A 22,387-nucleotide genomic window follows, 5' to 3' on the forward strand; every position below is an offset into this window, starting at 1 on the left:
GGTCAGCTCCTTTTATTGAACAACCAAGCGAGAGCTCGTTGGATCCATTGGTCCCAAAAAATCCAATCATGTTCACCAGGACCATGTTCGAATGTCACATCGATGTTGTTTTCTTTTAAAATTTCTGCCATTTCTTGGTTGGCTTGATAGAGAAAATCGGATTCACCACAAGCAAGATACATACGTGGTGGTTCTTTGTCACTTTTTGCTAAGGTTTCAACAAGGTAAGCTGGATCATTTACTGAACCTTGGATGCTATCTAGTGGACCAAAAATCCCTTCCCAGAACTTGGCTTGACGGATCATCAATAAGTCGTCCATTCGATTACCAACCGACACCGCACCTGAGAGAGAAATAATAGCTGAAAAATGTTCGGGCTTTGCTAACCCTAATTTCAACGCACCATATCCGCCCATTGAAAGACCGGCTGCATACGTTTTTTCTCGTTTCGTTGTCAGTTGTGGGAACAATTCGTGACAGATTTCTGGTAATTCTTCTGAGATAAACGTCCAGTACTTCATATCATACGTTGTGTCTGTGTACCAACCTAAATCCGTTGATGGCATGATGACGGCTAACCCGTAATCCGCCGCATATCTTTCAATGGAAGTCCGTCGTTGCCAGACACTATGATTACCTCCCATACCATGTAACAGGTAAAGCACTGGAACATCCGTCATATTGGCCGACGTACTTGTCCCAATCACTTTTTTGGTTGTCTGAGGTAAGATCACATTTAGATTGACTTCCATTTCTAATACGTTTGAATAAACATTTGCTTGGATAAATGCCATATGTTTGTCGCCTTCTTTACTTTATTCAGATCGTTTTTCTGACAACAATCTGTAAATTTACTTGTATTCTTTTATTGTAGCATTTTTTTGACGAATTAAAAATGTTAGCCCTAGCGCGATGATGACTAATAACAAGCCCACCAGATAGACTTGGTGTAACCCATGATACAAAATTTCTCGTAATGGTGTTAATATTTCTGCGTCAATCATTTTTGCTGTTTGTGGATTGACTAATTTGTTCATGATATCCGGATCGTCTGTCAATTGTTTGGCAGCAAGTTCAGCTTGCGTGACCCGGTTGATCAATAATCCAAAAACTGCGACCATCACTGTTTGCCCAATGGTGCGGACTAACGTATTAAACGAAGTGGCAACACCCATTTGTTCTGAAGGCACACTGTTTTGTGCGCTGACAGTCGATGTTGTCATTGTGATCCCTAAACCGACACCGATGATCGTTGAAATCAGGAAGAACCATAAAAAATTACTTTGAAATGGCATCAGCCAAAGTCCTGCACCACCGATAATGGTAATGAACAACCCAATACGTAACACTCGATAGGTGGTCATCTGGGTCATCCACTTACTTGCTAAGAACGAACCAACCATCCAAACAAGAGAAAGTGGTGCCAAAACTAATCCACCAATTGCCGCATTAAGTCCTAATACTCCTTGCATCCACATTGGGATATAGACATCGATCCCCATTAAAAAACCACTTGCTAAAGCTGCTGCTGCATTCACAACGACAAAAAGCGGGTTTTTAAATAGGTGTAGCATGATGACAGGATCTTCTGCTCGTTTTTCGACGAACAGGAATAAGAAAAAGAATAAAACACTACCTATCAATAATGCCAACACAAATGGTGTCAGCCCTTGATCACCTAATAATTGAAAACCTAGTAACAGCAGAACCAACGTGAACATCAAACTAAAACTACCTTTAAGATCCATCGGTTTTGCTTCACGAGTTGTTTTTGGTTCATTGAGATAGAGCCAAATCAGTACCATCAGTAATAACCCAATTGGCACATTGATGAAGAAAATCCAGTGCCAACTCAATGCTTCCACAATAAACCCACCAGCTAATGGACCAAACACGCTAGCGATTCCCCAAGCTGAACTATTTAAACCCAATACTTTTGCTCGTTTTTCAATCGTGTACAAATCGCCAATGATCGTCAATGCGACTGGCATCATTGCTCCTGCACCCATCCCTTGAATTGCCCGCGAAATAATCAAGCCAAGCATAGATTGAGAAAGCCCACAAAAAAGTGAACCGATAATAAATAATAGCGTACCAAAAATAAAAATCGGTTTTCTTCCAACTTTATCTGCAAGCTTCCCATAGATGGGTGTCAACATGGCATTCGTCAATAAATAAATCGAAAACACCCAGTTCATCATTTCCATGCCGTGCAGTGAACCAACGATCGTTGGCATTGCAGTCGTAACGATTGTCCCCTCAATCGCCGTCATAAATGTAGCGATGAACACGCAGATCGTTACGACTTTCACGTTTGTTTTTCTTTCCATTCTCAAGCCCACTCCTTATCGTAACTTCCGTTATTTAAATGGCATCATCTGCCTAATAAACTTCGACTCTGCTAAAAAAGCCAAAATACTCTAAAAGTAGCATAAGCTACTTTCGAATATCCCGGCTTACTGGTCTACATTTGATGTGCGTCACACGTAGCGAACACATTCAATTCAAACATAAATTATTTAGCTAAACTAGCTTTTAATGCATCTATTTTATCTGTTTTTTCCCATGGCAAGTCAACATCTGTACGTCCAAAATGACCATATGCGGCTGTTTGTTTATAGATTGGACGACGCAAATCAAGCATTTCGATGATTCCCGCAGGACGTAAGTCAAAGTTTTCTCTTACCGCAGCAATCAACGCTTCTTCTGGCACTTCTGCTGTTCCAAAGGTATTGATTGAGATCGAAACGGGTTGAGCGACACCGATTGCATAAGCCAATTGGACTTCTACTTTACGAGCAAGTCCTGCTGCTACGATATTTTTCGCAATGTAACGTGCCGCATAACTTGCTGAACGGTCAACTTTCGTTGCATCCTTACCAGAGAAAGCACCGCCGCCATGACGGGCATACCCACCATACGTATCAACAATGATTTTTCGTCCTGTCAATCCAGCATCTCCTTGAGGTCCGCCGATTACAAAACGTCCAGTAGGGTTAATATAATATTTTGTTTGTTCGTCCAGTAGTTCTGCTGGAATAACTTCTTTGATCACTTTTTCAATGACATCTTGACGAATCGTTGCATTATCAACTGCATCATCATGTTGTGTCGAAATAACGATCGTATCGACTCTTTCTGGTTGTCCTTGGTCATTATATTCTACAGTGACTTGTGATTTTGCATCTGGGCGCAAATATGTTAATTCTTTTGATTTACGCAATTCAGCTAAACGACGTACTAAGCGATGACTTAAAGCAATTGGTAAAGGCATCAATTCTGGTGTTTCGTCCACTGCAAAACCAAACATCAATCCTTGGTCACCAGCGCCGATTTCATCTAATAAATCTCTTTCTTTTTCGTCACGGATCTCAAGTGCTTCATCCACCCCTTGAGCGATATCTGGTGACTGCTCGTCAATTGCTGCCAATACTGCTACAGTATCACCATCAAAGCCGAATTTTGCACGAGTATAACCAATTTCTTTGACTGTCTCACGTACCACTTTTTGGATATCCACATATGCTGTCGTAGAGATTTCGCCAAATACTAAAACTAACCCCGTTGTTACAGACGTCTCACAAGCTACTCTTGCATTTGGATCTTGTTCTAGGATCGCATCTAAAATCGCATCACTGATTTGATCAGCGACCTTATCCGGATGTCCTTCTGAAACAGATTCTGATGTAAATAAATGTCTTTCTACCATAATTATGATTCCCCCTAGTTAAATTCGGTTACAAGGCATCTCCGTTCGTACGGATCCTCTCGGGAACTTGCAACGAGTCAAGTATAGCAGATAAACAGATTTTACGCTCGTTTTTTTGTTACTTTTTAGAAAAAAGAGAAAGTTGTAAAAATGATAAGGAAACGAATTTTTTAGAATAAAGAAATAGAAGGAGTTCGTGTGTTTTAGTTCGTAAAATCAGTTATTGAACGTATTTAATTGTCTCTTTTTCTATTGCCTTTTTAGTTCATTTATTGCTGGCTTTCTGGCTAGATCTTTACTTGTTACTTTTGCCTGATGTTTGACTTGAGAAAGCATATAAGAGATTCGATTTTCTCGTGAGGAACAAATAGCAACTTCTTCCGAAGCAGTTGCCAGTGTGTGAACAGCTTGCCTACTGGTATTATGCCAAGGTAAGGTAATCCTTTGTTTACTTATTTGATTTGAGTGATTAAATTTTTCAATTCTGTTGCGGTGATTGATTTCTTTCTGAATTTCTATTGTTTTTTCCTGAAGAAAATCAATCGAAGAATCGATTATTTCTTTTGCTATTGGTATCTGGGTATAGGTGTTTCGATCTGTTATGAGACTTATTTCATGTCTAATACTTAGAAGTGCGCGATGCAAGTCCGACAAATCAACTTCACTGATCTCACGTTGATATAATGTCCCCGGTGCCTCTGCTACTTTTAAGATTTTTTCTGTTATTTGTTCGTCGACTGTTGGTGGAATACTGCCACCTCTATTCAAGATTACCTTTATATAAGGATCTTCTCTGTATAATGAACGGATATTTCGATACCATTCATCTTTACTAAGACTACTACCCGATTGTTGCGCATGCGCATATATCGAATTTCTAAATCGACAATAACCAAAAACATAATCAAAGTTTTTATTCCATTCCCGATTGTGTTCCTTCATTGCATGAAGAAATCTTTTCTGCATCTCAAAAGTTGCGTTCTTATGCTTATTATTCCACGTTGGCGTTATTTTAGGGCCATCAACTAATTCAAATAGGCAATCATTACAATTGAACAAAATCAATCTTAAAGATGTTTCGATGCCACTTACTCCATAATTATTAGTCGTTGGCGGTTCCAATTTTATGGCAGGAATCTTTTTGAATTGGTGAGAAAGAGCTTCGATTTTTATTAATGTTCCATATGGATAGAAATTTAATAAATCCCGTGCAGAAAATAAAATATTACTCAATTCTTCAGCTTTAGTAGCTGATACCATCACATAAGATACAGCCCCCGCACCAATCTCTTTTTTCTTATCTACTTGCATCACCAGAAACTGGTCATCCTTTTTATAGACAGTTAACCCACAGACATGTCCACCTTGGTCAGAAGCTAACGTAGAATAACTCGTCGGAAAAAGCATAAAATCTGTCGGATCATTATTTCTCAAATTCTCTAAAACAATTTTTAACTTCTCCATTCGGTCAAAACGATACAACGCAATCGTTCGTTCCAATGACTGAATGATAGATAGTTGCCTTTTTTTATCAATAAAAAAGCCATCTTTGTCATTTTTGAGCATTTTTATGTAAGTTGAAAATAATAATATGTAATTTTCCGGTCTGACAAAATAATCCTTGTTACTCTTTAGCGACAAAGTTAATGCTAACATATCCATTCTTCTTGCAAATTCATATAACTGTTTTGTTTCTCCAATCTCTGATGATAAAAAATAGGCGCTAGTCCTTGGTATCCACTTCTCTGCAAACTGAACCAACCACCCTTTATCACTTAGCAATCCCCATTCTTTTTTTCTTAATTCTGTTCGTCTCTTTATTTCTGCGTAGTTTTCTTGAAAACGCTCGTCAATCCTTAAAAGTAGATGTTCATTCATTTTTTTAGCTACTGGAATTTTTATGAATGCTAATCGTTCTTTGATGATGGATCGTAAACATCCATCAAATTTGAGCATGAGCACTAACTTATCATCAGCAACCTCCTTAATATCCTCTTCATAAAGTTCACTTAATGATTCTACTGCTCGATCAAGTCTTTTGATTAATTTCGCTTCATTTAGAATTGGAAGATCTCCATTACCATTTTGTATAGCGAGGATATAAGGATCCAATTTAAAAACCGTTTCAATAAGCTTATACCAAATTTTTTCTTGTCTGTGGTGATGGATGATCGTAGTTTCTATATCATACCCTTTTCGGTATAAATAATAGCCAAAGATATAATCAAACTGAGCATTCCATTTTTTGTTTTTTCCTTTGACTACTTTAAGAAACCTTTCGCGCATTTCTACTGTTGGATTCGGATGAACTAGGTTCCATGTCGGTGTCACTCTCTCATTTATATCAATCGAAAATATATCTCTTTGGCAGTGATACAAGGCTAATTTTAACGTAGCCTCTAATTCCAGAATCACACAATTCCCTGTCATCTGTTCTTTCATTTGTATTGTTGGAATAGATTGAAATGCTGCTGAAATTGCTTCGATATCTTTAAATATATCAAAAGGTTTATGCCCGTAATGATCTCGATTAACAAAGAGTATTTTACTTAAGTGCTCGATCTTCGTTAGCGGTATCTGGGTATAGGAAACAACGGTCTGTTTAAAGTATCTTTGTTTGTCTACTTGGATCGCCAATAAATGATTGTTTTTCCGATAGAAGATCAAGCCACATAGATGAGCAGATAGATTATGCTCAAACACAGAAAAAGTAGCCGGGAAAATTAGAAAGTCTGTGGGGTCATCACTTCTCAAGTTTAGTAATAATTCTTGTATCTTCATGGGTTTCTTGATCTCAAAAATCTGTTTCGAGTATTTTAATGATTCAATAATGTGTGCCTTTCGTTCCTTATCAATGAAAAAGGCATCTTGATCATTTTGGATCATTTTTTCATACAGTGCAAAAATCATTTCTAGTCCGTCATAAAAGCGATCATTTTCTTTCAAAGACAGATTCATGGCAAGTATATCAATTTTTTTCTTAAAATCATTTATTTCCATTCGTTCTTTTTTCGATTGTTTTTTCATTATTCATAGTTACCTCCAAAATAAATAATTTTAGTTTTTGTTGCAACATTCATCGTATGACTAACAAAATATGACACATTTTATAGCCCATTTTGGGCTGTTAAAAAGAGAACGGACGGACAAATACCTTGCATATCATGGTAGGAATTTAAATCTATCCTTTCTCGTATGTATTTCTTTATATGCTCACTTGATATATCAGTTGTAATCAGCAATCTATGCTCGTCGAATGAATCAAAACTCTTTATCTTCTTTTAATGCCAAGCTTAAAGCGAACTTAGCTGATTTTTTATCCATTCATTTCCATAGTTATTGTTTTCGATCCTCTCATCACTTTCCATTAAAATAAATAACGCAAAATCACTTTTCTTGTCTATGATTCTTCTTGTTTGTTGCTTCTCTTACTAGATTATTGCTTACAGAACCAGATAAATTTTTTGCTCGATCACATAGTTCCGAAAAGTGCCCTTTTAGAGTATCACCAAAATTTGTACTTCTCGCTAGCAAATTAGGTGAGGTACGAGAGCTGTGTGCAACTGGACTTGATGTTTCTGTAATTGGCATAGTGGTAGAGCGATAGATTGGTTCTTCCTTTTGTCTCTTTTGTGCGAGATCTACACGGCGCTGATACTCTCTTTGCAATCTGTCGTTCTTTATTTCGGTACAATAAACCATGTGTTCAGACATTTCTTTGGCTACCGGAATTTTGATAAATGGGATTCGTTGTTTTATAAAACCTTGCACATACGCGTTAATTTGAATTTCTTGCTGGATCTTAGATGTCTCCATTACTCTCAGGACATTCTCAGGTACCGATCCCATTGTTTCAACCATTTTCTTCACTTTTTTTCTTAGTTGTTCATCAAAGATCGTTGGAATCTGCCCCCCGCTGTTTACCATTTCTTGAATATAAGGATCATGCTGAAAAAGATATCGGATATTCTTAAGAAGGGCTTGTTTTTGATCAATTCCTGAATGTTCCATTTTTTTACATATATTTTTAAAATAAAAATAATAGTCGTAGATATATCGCAAATTCTTATTCCAATTTCCATTAATTCCTTGAACTGCCAAAAGAAATCTCTCTTTCATTGTTAAAGTTGTTCCAAGATCTTCCATCCACCAATTTTGGTGTCTCTGAGGCCTTGCTGAAATAGGCTCATTCAACTTGCCCCATTTTGGTGTTACCTTCTCCTGGTCATTCAAACGAAATATATCTTTTTTACAATTAAACAGGATAGTTCTCAACGATGCTTCTATTTCACTAATGACGGAATTATCAATGGTTTGCTCTTTGAGTTGTATTGCTCGAATCGGGCGAAACTCATGTGATAATCCTTCAATTTTTTTAAGTATATCGTATGGTTTTTCATTTGAAAAATGACGTTCTGAAAAAAGCAATTGACTTAGCGCTTTTGCCTTTTCAAAAGGAACTTTCACATATGATACCGCACCTGTACGATAGGACTGTTCTTTATCCACTTTCATCACAATAAAATTATTTTCTTTTTTGTAAATCGTCAGACCGCAAACATGCCCAAAATACTTCTGTGGATGATCAGTGGAAAAAGCTACCGGAATAAGCATAAAATCGGTAGGGTCATAATTCTTCAGTTTTTCGAAAATAGTTTGGAGACTTCCTGCGCTATCCATGCGATACAACTGTATTGTTCTATTTAACGAATGGACAATATTCATTGTTTGTATTCGATCAACAAAAAAATTATTATAATCAGTTTTGATCATCTTCGCATAGATTGAAAATAGTAATTCGTAACTTTCCGGTGAAACAAATGATTGATCATTCGGTTTCAACGATAATGACATAGCTAGCATGTCCACTCGTTTTGCAAATTCTTGTCTTTGCTCCATTGTCTCTTGGTTCGGAGTGATATAATCCATGATACTAGTTGGTACTACTTTGGAGACAAACTGCGTGATTCTACTGCTTTCATCCAGTTTTCTTCTTATTGTCATACGACGCTTTAATTCACCCTCTATTTCTTCAGAGCGAACTTCCATTTTTGAAAGACAAAGTTGGGTCATCTCCTTAGCGATCGGAAGTCTGATTAGAGGTAATCGTTCTCTATAAACGCTAATGATTTCGCGATTCTTATGAAGCCCATTTACTAACTCATTAAATGGTAAATCGATGACCTCTCCCCCATCTAATTGGTCTAATGTATCTAATACATCTACTACGGACATTTCCATTCTGTTTCTTAGATAAGATAGTTCCGTGCTAACAGTCCTTGAAATATCACCGTTGCTTTTACGCAATGCTACTATATAGGGATCTTCTACAAATAGAAATTCAACGATGTTCGGCCACGGTGGATAAAAACTCTCTGTTGCTACGACAGAATTTTCAATCAATCGATTTTTCTTATATAAAAAATAATCAAAAACATAGTCAAACTGTTCGTTCCATTCTTGTTTCTTACCTTTGACCGCTTCAAGAAATCTTTTTTTCATTTCAATATTCGGATCAGGATGTTTCATGTTCCATGTTGGGAGCGGTGGTATAGTGGACTCAATAAAAAATTCATTTGTGCGACAATTGGACAAAATGATCCTCAAAGCACTCTCTACTTTACTGATCCAATGATCATTGAACGCTATAGTTTCTTTTTTATCAACGGGCGTAGACGTAACTTGGTATTGGTCTGAAATTCCTCTGATTTCATCAACTATATTGGGTACTTCTGAATCAATTGACCCAATAGCATTACGATCAAAGGTGATAATTTCACACAAACTAACTACGTCCATTAAAGGTATCCAAAAATAATCCTGTTGTCTTAGCTCATCCAGTTGTCCATTCTCTACCTGCGTCACAACAAAATAATCTTCTCTTTTATAGATTGTTAAGGTACTTAACTGAGGCATCATATATTCGCTAATCGGACTCTTAAGAGGAATAGGAAATATCATAAAATCTGTTGGATCATTATCCCTCATATTTTCCAACAATTTTTTCAGGTTCTCTCTATTTTCAATGCTACAGAATTCTTTTGATCGTTGTAATGATTCAAGTACTCTCGCCCGTTGCCCTTTCTCAGTGAAAAATTCATCAGGATCGTTCTTGATCATGCTGATATACGTTGAAAAAACCAATTCATACATTCCTAATGATGAACGAAAGTTTTCCGACATTGTATCCAGTGATAGTGCTAAAGCTAGCATATCTAGTCTTTTAATAAATTCATCTTCCGTGTCCATATCATTCTCTCCTCCTAGGTAGTGATTTTGGATTTCCCATACCATATTACGAACTTATCGTTATCCGTCAATTTATTAAGTAAGTTCACAACTAAAAGAACTCTATTGTTTGACTTATTAAAACCACAATTTATATTTTTCAAAATCCATCAGTTACTTTGTCAATGTATTCTGCACTTTACATTTGACTTGTTTACTGACTAAACGCTGATTTTTATCTTTTGACACCTGTTTTACTTGATCAATCATTGAAATAAAACGATTCGACACAGATACCATAGTCCCTGTTGTTCTTTGAGAAGTAGGTGATGATAGTGGAAGGCTTTGAACGCTAGCAGGAGGGGATATTATTGGCAGACGTTCCATCATTTGGCAGGTAGATTCTTTTGGTTCAATGCCGATACGTCGATTGATTTCCTTCTTTATTTCTATATTCTTTATCATTATGCGAGCAATATAGTAGTCTAACATTTCTTTTGCCACAGGGATTTTGAGAAAGGAGAGTCTTCCTTTTAATAATTCTAGTTCATAGGTATTCTCTCGAATTTCTTTGTATAGGTCAGATAACCCGACTACTTTGATTTCTCTGTTCAACAATATACCTGCTTTTCCTACGAGTTCTATCATTTTCTCTTTTAAAGATACATCAAAGTCAGCTGGGATCATTCCCCCGCTATTCAGTATTTCTACAATGTAAAGATCATTAGAATATAAATGACGTATGGTTGTATACCAATAATCTTTATGTATAGATAATTGTGCTTCTCCCCATTTTATCGATTGTTTTTTTCGATAAAGATAATAACCCAATACATAATCAAAATTTTGATTCCATTCTTGATCTGTTCCTTTCATTGCCTCAACAAATCGTACCTTCATCTCTATGGTTGCTGAATATTGACTATCTTTACCCCATTTTGGTGTGATTCGATCACACGTTTGTAAAGCAAAGAGATCCTTTTTACAGTGGAATAAAATCAATCTCAAAGTAGCTTCGATTTCAATAATTCCACAATTACCAGTAGTTTGATGGGCTAATTTTATCGATGGGATCGCTTTAAATTTATGAGAAATAGCTTCGATTTTTCTTAAGATACCATATGGCTTAAAATCAAAAAATTCTCGTGCAAAGAAGATAATTTGACTTAACTCCTGAATATTTTTTAACGGTGCTTTAACATAAGAGACTGCACCTGATTCAAAAAAAGACTCTTTATCTACTTGCATAATCATAAATTCATTGTCTCTTTTATATATGGTCAATCCACAAATATGCCCGCCTTCTTTTGGATCTAACATATGAAAATAAGCTGGAAACAGTACAAAGTCCGTTGGATCATTATTTCTTAAATTCCCAAAAATATTATGTAAGTCTTCTATGTTTGTTAGTTTATAAATCTCTATCGTTCGTTGTAAGGACTGTATAATATGTGGTTGCCGTTGCTTATCAATAAAAAAATCTTCTTGGTCATTTTTGATCATTTTAATGTAGGTCGAAAATAATAGATCATAAATTCCTGGGAAACAATTGATATCATCATTGGATTTTAACGATAACGTTAAAGCCAACATATCTATGTTTCGTGAAAAAACATATTTTTTCTGTTGTTTCATTATTTCTGTTTGAACAAAACTACTATCATTTGTTGATACTACGTTTGTTCCTAGCTGAACTAAACTATAACTATTACTTTCCAGAGTTAGTTCTTCTGGTTGATTCTTTATGATACGTCGTTTCATTTCTTTATTTATTTCTTGGTATCGCTCTTGTAGTCTTGAAAGGAAACGTTGATTCATTTCTTTTGCTATAGGGTTCTTGATCATAGTCAACCGATCTTCATAGATAGTGATCATTATTCCATCATGATAGAGTGTATTCATCAATTCAATCGAACTGACTAATGGGAGTTCTCTATCATACAGTACATTTAATGGTTTGACGGTTAAGACAAGTTTTTTTTGCAATAGCTCCTCATCTATATCCAAAATCTTTCCATCACTACTCATCAATGCAAGGATATAAGGATCACTATTAAAACTTTTTTTGATACTGTCCCGCCACTCATTTTGTTTATTACTAGGTAAAATTGCCTTGATTCCAATATTTCCAGTTTGATACAAATAATAATCAAAAATGTAGTCAAATTGGTCATTCCAGATGTGATTGTCCGTTTTTATCGCTGCAAGAAGACTTTCACGTATTTGTATAGTCAGCTGAATATTAGCTCCATGCCAGAGTGACTTTATCCTATCAGTAGTATTTACCGAAAAAATGTCTGCTATATAGTGGAACACTAGTATTTTAAAGATATCTTCTAAGGCACTGACCGGATTGTCCATTCCTTTTTTTACTATACTATTTAAAACAGGAATTTCCTGAAACCCAGCTGAAATTGACTTGATCCCATGGAATAAAGAGAAGTCTTCTGAATTTTGCACATTCAACTTCAAAAAAAATAGTTCACTTAAACAAGGTGCTTTTGTTAGTGGAATCCTAGCATATGACACCTGTCCTACACCAAATTTCTCTTTTCTATCTACTTGAACAACAAACAAATCATTTTCCCTTTTATAAACGATCCAGCCACAATAATGTTGTAAATTATTTCCATCTTTATCTAGATTATTCAAATTTTGGAAAAGCATGAAGTCTGTTGGATCATCATTGGTCATTTTTTCAATGATTTTCTGTAGAAAACTTGGATGATCACTGCTATAAAAATCCATAGATCTTTTCAGTGAATCAATCACTTTTGACTGGTTTTCTATATCAATAAAGGATTGATCATCATCATTTTCTAGCATTTTTATGTACGTTGAATACAGTGAACTATAAAAATCTGGTGAAGCAACTCTTTGATTATTTTCCTTTAACGAAAGTGCTAATGTTAATATCTGTAGTTTTTGGAGAAATTCATTTTTATTGTTTTCTTTCATCATTTTTTCGGTATTCATATTTTCCTTTGCCAAAATTCTGTAAATAGTTCTACCCAATTTTAAAAGTTATCAGATCAATGTTTATTTTCTGTTTCTACATTTCCGATTCTACGGCTGCTGACTACTCTCATTTGGTTCAATACGAGACGTCTATTCAGATAAAACAAATTCGATACACCTACTTTTTTGTTTGATGAATGCTCGTATAACCGACACTGTAACTAAATCCAGACTAAGATCGTCATCTCTATTCGCTGTATGTCCAGCATTGTCACATTGATAGGTACAACAGGTTTCAATCATTCGGGATATGATTTGAAGCTAGGGTAGAGTCGCTTCTGCTTCTATGGATACAACGCCATTATCTTCAAGCTTCATTTCAGTTGACGGTTAATAGGGGGATAGTGCGGACGAAAATTGGTTTGTTTTCGATGTATCTATCGAATCTTCTTTTCTAATTTATAGATATTACTTGTTTTGACTAAACAGGTTCCCTCCCTACTCATCGTATCTTTTTACTTGCATTTACTTTCTTATTTGAGCGCTGACTTTCAAGTTCCGAGTCTCCTTTTGCTTGATAATTTTTGTACCAATTTGTTCCTAAGGAATGAAAAAATCTTCTGACCTACAAGGTAGCCTATTTATTTCTTTTTTAAAACCAGCAACATTTCTATGGTTTTCTGTTGCTTCTTCTCCTACCATATAATCCTTCTAACTAAATTTTTCTATCATCTAGTTTAAAATTTATAGATTTATGACGTCATATTTCGTACATTCTAACTAATTATAGTATAGTGACTACTCCTATAAAAATTACCCATTTATTTTAAAATCACGAAAAAAATACTCTCCCATAACATCAGCAAATTGATAGGTTGAAGAAAATAGTAGATTTATATGATGAGAATAATCATTTTCTCAGCTCTACAGTCAAAAGATGATACAGGCTCTATAATGAAGTAAACTGATAAAAACAAAGCTGCTCAAGAAAGGATATCTCCATGGATGAACCTACAAAAATTACTTAGTTTAACAGACAAAAAAATCATTTTCCAAAGAATTGGCTTTCTGAAAAAAAGAAGGTAGACCTTCTCCTACATGATTCATGTAGGGTTAGATAATCAACCAACAGTGGGTTATATGAGATGTAGGATGAAAGTGATCAAATATAGAAAGGGAATCAAAAATACCTTCTAAATACCTTATAGTAACGGGACATTGGAAGGAACAATAATATTAAGGCCAGCAAACGAGTGACTGATAGATACCGCCATTCCTTCCATTTTTTTACCGTATTGACTTGATCCAGGGCTAGGTTTTCCAAGATCGATCCAAAAAAAAGAATCAATCGAAGCCTATTTCTGCTTCGATTGATTCTCGATGAAATTCTTTCAATTTTAACTCGCCAACACTACTTGTCAAAGAGCAAAAAAAGATACTTACATGAAGTATCTTCGATGACCCGTACGGGATTCGAACCCGTGTTACCGCCGTGAAAGGGCGGTGTCTTAACCGCTTGACCAACGGGCCAGGTAAAAATATGAAAGTAATGGGCCTAAATGGACTCGAACCATCGACCTCACGCTTATCAGGCGTGCGCTCTAACCAGCTGAGCTATAGGCCCATAAAAACTAAAGCGGGTGACGAGAATCGAACTCGCGACAACAGCTTGGAAGGCTGTGGTTTTACCACTAAACTACACCCGCAGTATGGCGCGGGACAGAATCGAACTGCCGACACATGGAGCTTCAATCCATTGCTCTACCAACTGAGCTACCGAGCCAAACGGTTCCGACGGGAATCGAACCCGCGATCTCCTGCGTGACAGGCAGGCATGTTAACCCCTACACCACGGAACCAATGTTTTTAGTTTTTAATTGCGGGAGCAGGATTTGAACCTACGACCTTCGGGTTATGAGCCCGACGAGCTACCAGACTGCTCCATCCCGCGATAATATGAAAAAGGAGGATAAGGGATTCGAACCCTTGCACGGTTTTACCCGCCTGACGGTTTTCAAGACCGTTCCCTTCAGCCGGACTTGGGTAATCCTCCAATATAAAGCTAATGACCCGTACGGGATTCGAACCCGTGTTACCGCCGTGAAAGGGCGGTGTCTTAACCGCTTGACCAACGGGCCAGATAAAAATGAAACGGAGAAGGAGGGATTTGAACCCTCGCGCCGGTTTCCCGACCTACACCCTTAGCAGGGGCGCCTCTTCAGCCACTTGAGTACTTCCCCAAAACCATTAAGATTTTGAATAAATGGGCCTAAATGGACTCGAACCATCGACCTCACGCTTATCAGGCGTGCGCTCTAACCAGCTGAGCTATAGGCCCATAAAAACTAAAAGCGGGTGACGAGAATCGAACTCGCGACAACAGCTTGGAAGGCTGTGGTTTTACCACTAAACTACACCCGCGTGGCGGTCCCGACGGGAATCGAACCCGCGATCTCCTGCGTGACAGGCAGGCATGTTAACCCCTACACCACGGAACCAATGTTTTTAGTTTTTAATTGCGGGAGCAGGATTTGAACCTACGACCTTCGGGTTATGAGCCCGACGAGCTACCAGACTGCTCCATCCCGCGATAATATGAAAAGGAGGATAAGGGATTCGAACCCTTGCACGGTTTTACCCGCCTGACGGTTTTCAAGACCGTTCCCTTCAGCCGGACTTGGGTAATCCTCCAATATGAAATACAACGTCGCTATGGACCTTGTAGGACTCGAACCTACGACCGGACGGTTATGAGCCGTCTGCTCTAACCAACTGAGCTAAAGGTCCAGGCTCTTAAATAATCGCGGCGGAGGGGATCGAACCCCCGACCTCCCGGGTATGAACCGGACGCTCTAGCCAGCTGAGCTACACCGCGAAAAAAAGTATTCATTATTTAAATGAAATGGAGCCTAGCGGGATCGAACCGCTGACCTCCTGCGTGCAAAGCAGGCGCTCTCCCAGCTGAGCTAAGGCCCCTTGAAACTATTTACTAATCGGGAAGACAGGATTCGAACCTGCGACCCCTTGGTCCCAAACCAAGTGCTCTACCAAGCTGAGCTACTTCCCGTAAAACTAACGCGCCCAAGAGGAGTCGAACCCCTAACCTTTTGATCCGTAGTCAAACACTCTATCCAATTGAGCTATGGGCGCATATTTGTAATGCCGAGGACCGGAATCGAACCGGTACGGTGATCACTCACCGCAGGATTTTAAGTCCTGTGCGTCTGCCAGTTCCGCCACCCCGGCGCGTAGTACATTGGCAAAGCGGAAAACGGGGTTCGAACCCGCGACCCCCACCTTGGCAAGGTGGTGCTCTACCACTGAGCTATTTCCGCGTATTTACGATGCCGGCTAAAGGACTTGAACCCTCGACCCTCTGATTACAAATCAGATGCTCTACCAACTGAGCTAAGCCGGCGTAAAAAAATAGAATAAATCATATGATGCGGGTGAAGGGACTTGAACCCCCACGCCGTAAGGCGCTAGATCCTAAATCTAGTGCGTCTGCCAATTCCGCCACACCCGCAAAAATATGAGCCGTACAGGGCTCGAACCTGTGACCCTCTGATTAAAAGTCAGATGCTCTACCAACTGAGCTAACGGCTCATATGGAGGTTAACGGGATCGAACCGCTGACCCTCTGCTTGTAAGGCAGATGCTCTCCCAGCTGAGCTAAACCTCCAAAGATAACAAAGCGTGGCGGCGTCCTACTCTCACAAGGGGCAACCCCTCACTACAATCGGCGCTAAGAAGCTTAACTTCTGTGTTCGGCATGGTTACAGGTGTATCCTTCTCGCCATCGCCACCACACTTGGTGTTATCTATATTTGAGTAAATCTTGTTCACTCAAAACTGGATTTGAAGTATCAGTAAGAAACTCTCCGAGTTTTTTCATTTTATTTTGGTTAAGTCCTCGATCGATTAGTATCAGTCCGCTCCATACATCACTGTACTTCCACTCCTGACCTATCTACCTGATCATCTCTCAGGGATCTTACTTTCTTAAAGAAATGGGAAATCTCATCTTGAGGTGGGCTTCACACTTAGATGCTTTCAGCGTTTATCCCTTCCCTACATAGCTACCCAGCAATGCCCTTGGCAGAACAACTGGTACACCAGCGGTAAGTCCATCCCGGTCCTCTCGTACTAAGGACAGCTCCTCTCAAATTTCCAACGCCCGCGACGGATAGGGACCGAACTGTCTCACGACGTTCTGAACCCAGCTCGCGTGCCGCTTTAATGGGCGAACAGCCCAACCCTTGGGACCGACTACAGCCCCAGGATGCGACGAGCCGACATCGAGGTGCCAAACCTCCCCGTCGATGTGGACTCTTGGGGGAGATAAGCCTGTTATCCCCAGGGTAGCTTTTATCCGTTGAGCGATGGCCCTTCCATGCGGAACCACCGGATCACTAAGCCCGACTTTCGTCCCTGCTCGACTTGTAGGTCTCGCAGTCAAGCTCCCTTCTGCCTTTACACTCTTCGAATGATTTCCAACCATTCTGAGGGAACCTTTGGGCGCCTCCGTTACTCTTTAGGAGGCGACCGCCCCAGTCAAACTGCCCATCTGACACTGTCTCCCACCACGATAAGTGGTGCGGGTTAGAGTGGCCATAACGCAGGGGTAGTATCCCACCAGCGCCTCCATCGAAACTAGCGTTCCGACTTCTACGGCTCCTACCTATCCTGTACATGCGGTACAGACACTCAATATCAAACTACAGTAAAGCTCCATGGGGTCTTTCCGTCCTGTCGCGGGTAACCTGCATCTTCACAGGTACTAAAATTTCACCGAGTCTCTCGTTGAGACAGTGCCCAAATCGTTACGCCTTTCGTGCGGGTCGGAACTTACCCGACAAGGAATTTCGCTACCTTAGGACCGTTATAGTTACGGCCGCCGTTTACTGGGGCTTCAATTCGTACCTTCGCTTACGCTAAGCACTCCTCTTAACCTTCCAGCACCGGGCAGGCGTCAGCCCCTATACTTCATCTTACGATTTTGCAGAGACCTGTGTTTTTGATAAACAGTCGCTTGGGCCTATTCACTGCGGCTGATCTGACGATCAGCACCCCTTCTCCCGAAGTTACGGGGTCATTTTGCCGAGTTCCTTAACGAGAGTTCTCTCGCTCACCTTAGGATTCTCTCCTCGACTACCTGTGTCGGTTTGCGGTACGGGTCGTTGTTTTCTCACTAGAAGCTTTTCTCGGCAGTGTGACGTCAGGAACTTCGGTACTATTATTTCCCTCCCCATCACAGCTTGTCCTTAAAGTTAGAAGCATTTGACTCCTATCAAGACTTACTGCTTGGACAGACATTTCCGATCGTCTGCATTCCTTAGCCTCCTGCGTCCCTCCATTGCTCAAACAAAAACAACGAGTACAGGAATATCAACCTGTTGTCCATCGCCTACGCCTGTCGGCCTCGGCTTAGGTCCCGACTAACCCTGGGCGGACGAGCCTTCCCCAGGAAACCTTAGTCATTCGGTGGACAGGATTCTCACCTGTCTTTCGCTACTCATACCGGCATTCTCACTTCTAAGCGCTCCAGCAGTCCTCACGATCTACCTTCAACGCCCTTAGAACGCTCTCCTACCAATACACCTAAAGGTGTACTCCACAGCTTCGGTAATATGTTTAGCCCCGGTACATTTTCGGCGCAGGGTCACTCGACTAGTGAGCTATTACGCACTCTTTAAATGGTGGCTGCTTCTAAGCCAACATCCTAGTTGTCTGTGCAACCCCACATCCTTTTCCACTTAACATATATTTTGGGACCTTAGCTGGTGGTCTGGGCTGTTTCCCTTTCGACTATGGATCTTATCACTCACAGTCTGACTCCCGGATATGAATGAATGGCATTCGGAGTTTATCTGAATTCGGTAACCCGAGATGGGCCCCTAGTCCAAACAGTGCTCTACCTCCATCATTCTCAATTCCGAGGCTAGCCCTAAAGCTATTTCGGAGAGAACCAGCTATCTCCAAGTTCGTTTGGAATTTCTCCGCTACCCACACCTCATCCCCGCACTTTTCAACGTACGTGGGTTCGGTCCTCCAGTGCGTTTTACCGCACCTTCAACCTGGACATGGGTAGATCACATGGTTTCGGGTCTACGACTACATACTCAAACGCCCTATTCAGACTCGCTTTCGCTGCGGCTCCGTCTCTTCAACTTAACCTCGCATGCAATCGTAACTCGCCGGTTCATTCTACAAAAGGCACGCCATCACCCATTAACGGGCTTTGACTTGTTGTAGGCACACGGTTTCAGGTTCTATTTCACTCCCCTTCCGGGGTGCTTTTCACCTTTCCCTCACGGTACTGGTTCACTATCGGTCACTAGGGAGTATTTAGCCTTGGGAGATGGTCCTCCCGGATTCCGACGGAATTCCTCGTGTTCCGCCGTACTCAGGATCCTCCTAGGTGCCTTCCAAATTTCATCTACGGGGCTTTCACCCTCTTTGACTGACTTTTCCAAGTCATTCGACTATCTGAAAGAACTACCATATCGGAGTCCTACAACCCCAATGAGCAAGCTCATTGGTTTGGGCTTTTCCCGTTTCGCTCGCCGCTACTCAGGGAATCGAATTTTCTTTCTCTTCCTGCAGGTACTTAGATGTTTCAGTTCTCTGCGTCTACCTCGTATACGCTATGTATTCACGTATACGTAACATCCTATAAAAGATGCTGGGTTCCCCCATTCGGAAATCTCTGGATCATAGCTTACGTACAGCTCCCCAAAGCATATCGGTGTTAGTCCCGTCCTTCATCGGCTCCTAGTGCCAAGGCATCCACCGTGCGCCCTTATTCACTTAACCTTATCAACCTTACGGTTGGGTTTTGATCTTTCTTCTAGCGATAGAAGTCCAATCAAGAAAAATAAGCAATTGAACTTATTAAAAAACTCATTCAACGCGGTGTTCTCGGTTTGTATTACTTACATTTTTACTTCAATATCCAGTTTTCAATGAACAAAATTTTGAGAGTAGACCTCTCAAAACTGAACAAAGTATCGACAAACGTGTGTAGTCTCCGTAATATTCCTTAGAAAGGAGGTGATCCAGCCGCACCTTCCGATACGGCTACCTTGTTACGACTTCACCCCAATCATCTATCCCACCTTAGGCGGCTGGCTCCAAAAAGGTTACCTCACCGACTTCGGGTGTTACAAACTCTCGTGGTGTGACGGGCGGTGTGTACAAGGCCCGGGAACGTATTCACCGCGGCGTGCTGATCCGCGATTACTAGCGATTCCGGCTTCATGTAGGCGAGTTGCAGCCTACAATCCGAACTGAGAGAAGCTTTAAGAGATTAGCTTAGCCTCGCGACTTCGCGACTCGTTGTACTTCCCATTGTAGCACGTGTGTAGCCCAGGTCATAAGGGGCATGATGATTTGACGTCATCCCCACCTTCCTCCGGTTTGTCACCGGCAGTCTTGCTAGAGTGCCCAACTAAATGATGGCAACTAACAATAAGGGTTGCGCTCGTTGCGGGACTTAACCCAACATCTCACGACACGAGCTGACGACAACCATGCACCACCTGTCACTTTGCCCCCGAAGGGGAAGCTCTATCTCTAGAGTGGTCAAAGGATGTCAAGACCTGGTAAGGTTCTTCGCGTTGCTTCGAATTAAACCACATGCTCCACCGCTTGTGCGGGCCCCCGTCAATTCCTTTGAGTTTCAACCTTGCGGTCGTACTCCCCAGGCGGAGTGCTTAATGCGTTAGCTGCAGCACTGAAGGGCGGAAACCCTCCAACACTTAGCACTCATCGTTTACGGCGTGGACTACCAGGGTATCTAATCCTGTTTGCTCCCCACGCTTTCGAACCTCAGCGTCAGTTACAGACCAGAGAGCCGCCTTCGCCACTGGTGTTCCTCCATATATCTACGCATTTCACCGCTACACATGGAATTCCACTCTCCTCTTCTGCACTCAAGTCTCCCAGTTTCCAATGACCCTCCCCGGTTGAGCCGGGGGCTTTCACATCAGACTTAAGAAACCGCCTGCGCTCGCTTTACGCCCAATAAATCCGGACAACGCTTGCCACCTACGTATTACCGCGGCTGCTGGCACGTAGTTAGCCGTGGCTTTCTGGTTAGATACCGTCAAGGGGTGAACAGTTACTCTCACCCTTGTTCTTCTCTAACAACAGAGTTTTACGATCCGAAAACCTTCTTCACTCACGCGGCGTTGCTCGGTCAGACTTTCGTCCATTGCCGAAGATTCCCTACTGCTGCCTCCCGTAGGAGTTTGGGCCGTGTCTCAGTCCCAATGTGGCCGATCACCCTCTCAGGTCGGCTATGCATCGTGGCCTTGGTGAGCCGTTACCTCACCAACTAGCTAATGCACCGCGGGTCCATCCATCAGCGGCACCGTAAAGCGCCTTTCAAAACGAAACCATGCGGTTTCGATTGTTATACGGTATTAGCACCTGTTTCCAAGTGTTATCCCCTTCTGATGGGCAGGTTACCCACGTGTTACTCACCCGTTCGCCACTCCTCTTTTCCCGGTGGAGCAAGCTCCGGTGGGAAAAGAAGCGTTCGACTTGCATGTATTAGGCACGCCGCCAGCGTTCGTCCTGAGCCAGGATCAAACTCTCATAATAAAAGTTAGAACAATCTTTCGATTGTTAAGCTCAATTGTTTGCTAGCATATTGCTTGCTTGTTAAAAATGTTTGTTGTCTTGAATTGAATCAAGACGCCCTACACATTTGGTTTGTCTTACTTTGTTCAGTTTTCAAAGGTCTACGTGATAAATGAAACACAACTGTCTCAACTTATCGTTTGTGATTGCCGTAGCAACTTTTATATCTTAGCAAACTCTCGAATGATTGTCAACTATTTTTTAAAAGTTTTTTTGAACTCTTTTTTCATGAGGTCGTTTTAGCAACTCACTTATCATAACTTATCGTTTGTTATTTGTCAACAGTTAATTTTGTTTTTTTCTTTGCGAAATCAACGTTTATCTGTTGTCGTTCACAAGCGACTTGGTTATCTTATCATGTGTTGTCCCACACGTCAAGAACTTTTTTATGATCATTCAGAAGTTATGAAACTTAACTTTTGAACAAATAATAATATACCAACTAAAATCTTATTGGTCAACGAATTTTTTTGTGTTTTTTCAAGTTTTTTAGTTATACGATTAATATACTGAAAAACGATTTAAACGTTCGCTTTTCGCATGGCATAAAGATGTTGAAAACCTTTATCTACATAAATCATTCGCCATTGCAATTACGCTGAAACTTCTATAAAGTAGACTCATTTCTAATGGTTCCGTTTTCTTTTTTTATATCTATCTTATCCCTTTCCATAACTTTCTCTGAAATGGTTCATTGATACGCATTTACTTAAAAATTAGTTTCAATAAAGTCTTAAATATAGAACAAGATTTCAAGCAAAGTTATCTCATTTTTTCTCTAAAAAATAAACCGACAGCAGCTAGAAATAAAAAACATTTCTGGCTATTGTCGGTTTGGTTCCCTGA

General features: G+C 40.3%; 6 protein-coding genes, 25 tRNA genes, 3 rRNA genes and 1 riboswitch. All 34 genes read right to left on the reverse strand.

Annotated elements, in window-relative coordinates:
• Positions 1-2: 2 nt before the first annotated feature.
• The 34 genes from EM4838_RS13030 to EM4838_RS13195 all read right to left on the reverse strand — a co-directional run bounded on the left by EM4838_RS13030 (position 3) and on the right by EM4838_RS13195 (position 21,502).
• Positions 3-794, reverse strand: a complete 792-nt coding sequence (locus tag EM4838_RS13030) for an alpha/beta hydrolase (RefSeq protein WP_071867915.1) — start codon at positions 792-794, stop codon at positions 3-5.
• Between the two features lie 57 nt (positions 795-851).
• Positions 852-2,330 (reverse strand): MDR family MFS transporter, encoded by a 1,479-nt coding sequence (locus EM4838_RS13035; protein ID WP_071867914.1) that lies wholly within the window; start codon positions 2,328-2,330, stop codon positions 852-854.
• Between the two features lie 185 nt (positions 2,331-2,515).
• Positions 2,516-3,709 carry a methionine adenosyltransferase gene (gene metK, locus EM4838_RS13040; RefSeq protein ID WP_071867913.1) on the reverse strand — a complete coding sequence of 398 codons (1,194 nt, stop codon included), beginning with the start codon at positions 3,707-3,709 and terminating at the stop codon, positions 2,516-2,518.
• Positions 3,707-3,787: riboswitch (SMK box riboswitch) on the reverse strand. Its footprint overlaps the gene before it by 3 nt.
• Positions 3,788-3,958: 171 nt before the next feature.
• A complete protein-coding gene (locus EM4838_RS13045) occupies positions 3,959-6,736 on the reverse strand; it encodes a hypothetical protein (protein ID WP_071867912.1) in 2,778 nt (925 codons plus the stop codon).
• A gap of 360 nt (positions 6,737-7,096) precedes the next feature.
• Positions 7,097-9,709: a hypothetical protein gene (locus EM4838_RS13050; RefSeq protein WP_157811377.1), complete on the reverse strand. Its 2,613-nt coding sequence runs from the start codon at positions 9,707-9,709 to the stop codon at positions 7,097-7,099.
• A 402-nt stretch (positions 9,710-10,111) separates the two neighbouring features.
• Positions 10,112-12,898 carry a hypothetical protein gene (locus EM4838_RS13055; protein ID WP_157811378.1) on the reverse strand — a complete coding sequence of 929 codons (2,787 nt, stop codon included), beginning with the start codon at positions 12,896-12,898 and terminating at the stop codon, positions 10,112-10,114.
• A 1,455-nt stretch (positions 12,899-14,353) separates the two neighbouring features.
• Positions 14,354-14,425: transfer RNA gene (locus tag EM4838_RS13060), tRNA-Glu, on the reverse strand.
• Positions 14,426-14,445: 20 nt separating this feature from the next.
• A tRNA-Ile gene (locus tag EM4838_RS13065) sits at positions 14,446-14,519 on the reverse strand.
• Between the two features lie 11 nt (positions 14,520-14,530).
• Positions 14,531-14,601: transfer RNA gene (locus EM4838_RS13070), tRNA-Gly, on the reverse strand.
• A 4-nt stretch (positions 14,602-14,605) separates the two neighbouring features.
• Positions 14,606-14,678 (reverse strand) — tRNA-Phe (locus EM4838_RS13075).
• Between the two features lie 3 nt (positions 14,679-14,681).
• Positions 14,682-14,754: transfer RNA gene (locus EM4838_RS13080), tRNA-Asp, on the reverse strand.
• Positions 14,755-14,772: 18 nt separating this feature from the next.
• Positions 14,773-14,846 (reverse strand) — tRNA-Met (locus EM4838_RS13085).
• Positions 14,847-14,858: 12 nt separating this feature from the next.
• A tRNA-Ser gene (locus EM4838_RS13090) sits at positions 14,859-14,948 on the reverse strand.
• Positions 14,949-14,961: 13 nt separating this feature from the next.
• Positions 14,962-15,033: transfer RNA gene (locus EM4838_RS13095), tRNA-Glu, on the reverse strand.
• 14 nt (positions 15,034-15,047) lie between these two features.
• A tRNA-Ser gene (locus EM4838_RS13100) sits at positions 15,048-15,135 on the reverse strand.
• Positions 15,136-15,159: 24 nt separating this feature from the next.
• Positions 15,160-15,233: transfer RNA gene (locus tag EM4838_RS13105), tRNA-Ile, on the reverse strand.
• A 12-nt stretch (positions 15,234-15,245) separates the two neighbouring features.
• Positions 15,246-15,316: transfer RNA gene (locus EM4838_RS13110), tRNA-Gly, on the reverse strand.
• Position 15,317: 1 nt separating this feature from the next.
• Positions 15,318-15,393: transfer RNA gene (locus EM4838_RS13115), tRNA-Asp, on the reverse strand.
• 18 nt (positions 15,394-15,411) lie between these two features.
• Positions 15,412-15,485: transfer RNA gene (locus tag EM4838_RS13120), tRNA-Met, on the reverse strand.
• Between the two features lie 11 nt (positions 15,486-15,496).
• A tRNA-Ser gene (locus tag EM4838_RS13125) sits at positions 15,497-15,586 on the reverse strand.
• 22 nt (positions 15,587-15,608) lie between these two features.
• Positions 15,609-15,682, reverse strand: a tRNA-Ile gene (locus tag EM4838_RS13130).
• Between the two features lie 14 nt (positions 15,683-15,696).
• Positions 15,697-15,770: transfer RNA gene (locus EM4838_RS13135), tRNA-Met, on the reverse strand.
• A 28-nt stretch (positions 15,771-15,798) separates the two neighbouring features.
• A tRNA-Ala gene (locus EM4838_RS13140) sits at positions 15,799-15,871 on the reverse strand.
• 17 nt (positions 15,872-15,888) lie between these two features.
• Positions 15,889-15,962, reverse strand: a tRNA-Pro gene (locus tag EM4838_RS13145).
• 9 nt (positions 15,963-15,971) lie between these two features.
• Positions 15,972-16,045 (reverse strand) — tRNA-Arg (locus tag EM4838_RS13150).
• Positions 16,046-16,055: 10 nt separating this feature from the next.
• Positions 16,056-16,141 (reverse strand) — tRNA-Leu (locus tag EM4838_RS13155).
• A gap of 17 nt (positions 16,142-16,158) precedes the next feature.
• Positions 16,159-16,230, reverse strand: a tRNA-Gly gene (locus tag EM4838_RS13160).
• A gap of 10 nt (positions 16,231-16,240) precedes the next feature.
• Positions 16,241-16,313: transfer RNA gene (locus EM4838_RS13165), tRNA-Thr, on the reverse strand.
• A 26-nt stretch (positions 16,314-16,339) separates the two neighbouring features.
• Positions 16,340-16,421, reverse strand: a tRNA-Leu gene (locus tag EM4838_RS13170).
• 7 nt (positions 16,422-16,428) lie between these two features.
• Positions 16,429-16,501: transfer RNA gene (locus tag EM4838_RS13175), tRNA-Lys, on the reverse strand.
• Positions 16,502-16,504: 3 nt separating this feature from the next.
• A tRNA-Val gene (locus EM4838_RS13180) sits at positions 16,505-16,577 on the reverse strand.
• 12 nt (positions 16,578-16,589) lie between these two features.
• Positions 16,590-16,705 (reverse strand): 5S ribosomal RNA (gene rrf, locus EM4838_RS13185).
• A 91-nt stretch (positions 16,706-16,796) separates the two neighbouring features.
• A 23S ribosomal RNA gene (locus EM4838_RS13190) occupies positions 16,797-19,711 on the reverse strand.
• Positions 19,712-19,941: 230 nt separating this feature from the next.
• A 16S ribosomal RNA gene (locus EM4838_RS13195) occupies positions 19,942-21,502 on the reverse strand.
• The 16S, 23S and 5S rRNA genes sit together here with 25 tRNA genes alongside, the layout of an rRNA operon.
• Between the last annotated feature and the right edge of the window lie 885 nt (positions 21,503-22,387).

Source organism: Enterococcus mundtii (assembly GCF_002813755.1).
Classification (GTDB): domain Bacteria; phylum Bacillota; class Bacilli; order Lactobacillales; family Enterococcaceae; genus Enterococcus_B; species Enterococcus_B mundtii.

Excerpts from the sequence above, each read along its gene's own strand:
- EM4838_RS13030 (WP_071867915.1), bottom strand. The coding sequence starts at position 794 with ATGGCATTTATCCAAGCAAATGTTTATTCAAACGTATTAGAAATGGAA.
- EM4838_RS13035 (WP_071867914.1), bottom strand. The coding sequence starts at position 2,330 with ATGGAAAGAAAAACAAACGTGAAAGTCGTAACGATCTGCGTGTTCATC.
- metK (WP_071867913.1), bottom strand. The coding sequence starts at position 3,709 with ATGGTAGAAAGACATTTATTTACATCAGAATCTGTTTCAGAAGGACAT.
- EM4838_RS13045 (WP_071867912.1), bottom strand. The coding sequence starts at position 6,736 with ATGAAAAAACAATCGAAAAAAGAACGAATGGAAATAAATGATTTTAAG.
- EM4838_RS13055 (WP_157811378.1), bottom strand. The coding sequence starts at position 12,898 with ATGATGAAAGAAAACAATAAAAATGAATTTCTCCAAAAACTACAGATA.